Source organism: Mesorhizobium sp. Cs1321R2N1 (assembly GCF_037179725.1).
GTDB classification, from domain to species: Bacteria; Pseudomonadota; Alphaproteobacteria; order Rhizobiales; family Rhizobiaceae; genus Mesorhizobium; species Mesorhizobium salmacidum.
The window spans coordinates 1-3,237 of record NZ_JAPYKP010000265.1 but is presented as its reverse complement, the minus strand read 5'-3'; the positions used below and the strand labels follow the sequence as shown (position 1 = coordinate 3,237).

At 64.4% G+C, this 3,237-nt stretch carries 3 protein-coding genes and 1 pseudogene; 2 read left to right on the top strand and 2 right to left on the bottom strand.

Features of this window, described 5'->3' with window-relative positions:
• Both O7A61_RS31675 and O7A61_RS31670 read left to right on the top strand, forming a co-directional pair.
• Nucleotides 1-588, top strand: a 588-nt coding sequence (locus O7A61_RS31675; protein ID WP_337133096.1) for an HlyD family secretion protein, incomplete at its 5' end; no start/stop codon positions are given.
• Nucleotides 589-660: 72 nt separating this feature from the next.
• The gene (locus O7A61_RS31670; protein ID WP_337133095.1) at nt 661-2,250 is read left to right on the top strand and encodes a DHA2 family efflux MFS transporter permease subunit; all 1,590 of its coding nucleotides are present in this window, start codon (nt 661-663) and stop codon (nt 2,248-2,250) included.
• Between the two features lie 118 nt (nt 2,251-2,368).
• Here the strand turns inward: O7A61_RS31670 and msrB are convergent, their stop codons facing one another.
• A complete protein-coding gene (gene msrB / locus O7A61_RS31665; protein WP_337133094.1) occupies nt 2,369-2,872 on the bottom strand; it encodes a peptide-methionine (R)-S-oxide reductase MsrB in 504 nt (167 codons plus the stop codon).
• A 267-nt stretch (nt 2,873-3,139) separates the two neighbouring features.
• Nucleotides 3,140-3,237, bottom strand: a pseudogene (locus tag O7A61_RS31660) (anti-sigma factor); the annotation flags it as partial.

Genomic DNA, 3,237 nt, shown 5'->3' with positions numbered 1-3,237 from the left:
CAGACCGCGCTCGACCAGACCAAGGCCGCGCTCGTCGGCGCCGATGCGCAGATCGCCGCCGCGCAGGCCAATATCGGCGTGCTCGAGGCGCAGCGTGCAGAATCCGCCAGCACACTGGCATCGCTGCAGCTCGGCCGCGACAAGGCCGCGCGCGATCTCTCCTTCACCGTGCTCAAGGCGCCTTATGACGGCGTCGTCGGCAACCGCTCCGTCGAACAGGGCGATCTGGTCAGCCCCGGCCAGAAGCTCGCCGTGGTCGTGCCGATGGACAAGCTCTATATCGTCGCCAATTTCAAGGAGACGCAGCTTGCGCGGCTCGTGCCTGGCGAAAAGGTCAACATCTCGGTCGACGCCATCGACGGCCACCCCATCCAGGGAACCGTCTCCTCGCTGGCGCCGGCGTCAGGCGCGGTGTTCTCACTGCTGCCGCCGGAAAACGCCACCGGCAACTTCACCAAGGTGGTGCAGCGTGTGCCGGTCCGCATCGAGGTGCCGGCCGACGCGCTGAAAACCGGCAAGCTGCGCGCCGGTTTGAGCGTCGTCGTCGCCGTCGACAGCCGCACCGCGCCTGCCGCGACCAGTAACTAATCGCTTTTCGGAGGGCGGCTTGGTGGCTGATTGAAGCACCGAGCCGCCCGGCCTGCCTCAAGGAGGCTTAGGATGGCAACCGCAACCCTCACCGCAGGATCGCCGCCGGCGATACCGGCCGCGCCCGACACCATCTCGACCCGACGCGTCATCGCCTTCCTGGCGATGGTGTTCGGCATGTTCATGGCGATCCTGGACATCCAGATCGTCTCGGCCTCGCTGGCCGAGATCCAGGCCGGCCTCAGCGCCAGCTCCGACGAGATCCCGTGGGTGCAGACAGCCTATCTGATCGCCGAGGTGGTCATGATCCCGCTGTCGGGCTTTCTTAGCCGGATGCTGTCGACGCGCGTGCTGTTCACCGTCGCGGCCGCCGGCTTCACCGCGGCCAGCGCGTTGGCCGCGACCGCCACCAACATCGACCAGATGATCGTCTACCGCGCCGTGCAGGGTTTCATCGGCGGCGGCATGATCCCGAGTGTCTTCGCGGCCGCCTTCACCATCTTCCCGCCCTCGCGCCGCGCCATCGTCTCGCCGATGATCGGCCTGGTGGCGACACTGGCGCCGACCATCGGCCCGACCGTCGGCGGCTATATCAGCCACGCCTTTTCATGGCACTGGCTGTTCCTGGTCAATGTCGTACCGGGCATTCTGGTCGCGACCGCGGCCTGGTCGCTGATCGATTTCGACAAGCCCAATCTCAAGCTGTTCTCGAAGTTCGACTGGTGGGGCCTCGCCGGCATGGCCGCCTTCCTCGGCTGCATGGAATATGTGCTCGAGGAGGGTCCGAACAACGACTGGCTGCAGGACCAGGCCGTGTTCATCTGCGCCATCGTCATGACCGTCGGCGCGGTGATCTTTTTCTGGCGTGTCTTCACGGCCGAGGAACCGATCGTCGACCTCAAGGCGTTCAGCAACATCAATTTCGCCTTCGGCTCGCTGTTTTCCTTCGTCATCGGCATCGGCCTCTATGGCCTGACCTATCTCTATCCGGTCTTCCTCGGACGCATCCGCGGCTACGATTCGATGATGATCGGCGAAGCGCTGTTCGTCAGCGGTCTGGCCATGTTCGTCACCGCGCCCATCTCCGGCATCCTGTCGAGCAAGATGGATCTGCGGCTGATGATGATGATCGGCCTGTTCGGCTTCGCCACCGGCACCTGGTGGATGACGCATCTGACCGCCGACTGGGACTTTTACGAGCTGCTCATCCCGCAGATCCTGCGCGGCTGCTCGATGATGCTGTGCATGGTGCCGATCAACAATATCGCGCTCGGCACCTTGCCGCCGGACCGGTTGAAGAACGCGTCCGGACTGTTCAACCTCACCCGCAACCTTGGCGGCGCCGTCGGTCTTGCCATCATCAACACCGTGCTGATCGATCGCAATGCCTTCCACTATGCCCGGCTCTCCGAGCACGTGCAGTGGGGCAGCGCCGCCGCGCAGACCAAGCTGCAGAACATGACGCTCAATTTCGAGCAGACCACCGGCCTGGATGCCACAAGCGCGGCGATCTCCAAGCTGTCGGGCATGGTCCACCAGCAGGCGGCGCTGCTGTCTTTCATGGATGTGTTCTATCTGCTGACCGTACTGTTCGGGACGCTGGGCTTCTTCACCATGCTGATCAGGAAGCCGGGCGCGCCCGGTGGTGGCGGCGGGCACTGAAGCAAAGAAAAAGTGGGCAGCGGTTTCGGGAAGCTCCTCCAGTCCACGCCCGAAAAGCTCTGACCACGCAAAAAACTCCGGGCCGCAAAGCCCGGAGTTTTTTATTGCCTTGATATCGTCAGGCGGTCGTCGGCTTGAACGTCAGCGCCACGCCGTTGATGCAGTGGCGCAGGCCGGTCGGCGCCGGACCGTCGTCGAAGACATGGCCGAGATGACCGCCGCAGCGGCGGCAATGCACTTCGGTGCGGGTCATGCCCAGCGACCGGTCCTCGGTCTTGCCGATGCCATTGGCGATCTCCTGCCAGAAGCTCGGCCAGCCGGTGCCGGAATCGAATTTCGTCTCAGAGGGATAGACCGGCAGGTCGCAGCCGGCGCAGGCGAAGATGCCCTTGCGGTGTTCGTTGAGCAGCGGGCTGGTGCCGGGATACTCCGTGCCTTCCTTGCGCAGCACGTTGAAGGCGGCCGGCGACAGGATGGCCTTCCACTCGTCGTCGGTCTTGGTGACCTCGAATTTTTCGGCGGCTTGTGCGGCCTGCGGGCTGCCCATGCGCAGCATCGTTGCCGCGGCCCCTAGGACGCCGATAACGGCGGCACCACTCAAAAGAAAGTCGCGACGGTTCATGACCAGTTCCTCCTGTCGTCTGTTTTGCCAAACTATGCCGCCGCCCGAAAGTCAAAAGCCGGTGACGGTTGCCCCCAAAACGAGACTCCGCGCCGTACACGGTTGACCGTCGGCGGCGCGGAGCACGCGTATCGACTGCGGATCACGGGAGCGAGACGACGCGATCGACGGAGGGCTCTTGCCTGCTGTTTCGTCCGCGGCAAGCTCCTTGTTACATTTTCGGCTCCATCACGTTTTCGGGAGCAGAACCCTGTCCGAACGGGTCGATCAGATGCCCTTCAAGTCGCCCGCGGCGACGACGGGCCCGGTCGGCTGGCCGGTCGGCGAGCCTCCGGCAGGCTCGAGACTGACGGCCAGCACGGCGC

What these genes read in the sequence shown, in the direction of transcription:
- O7A61_RS31670 (WP_337133095.1), top strand. Translation starts at nt 661, where the DNA reads ATGGCAACCGCAACCCTCACCGCAGGATCGCCGCCGGCGATACCGGCC.
- msrB (WP_337133094.1), bottom strand. Translation starts at nt 2,872, where the DNA reads ATGAACCGTCGCGACTTTCTTTTGAGTGGTGCCGCCGTTATCGGCGTC.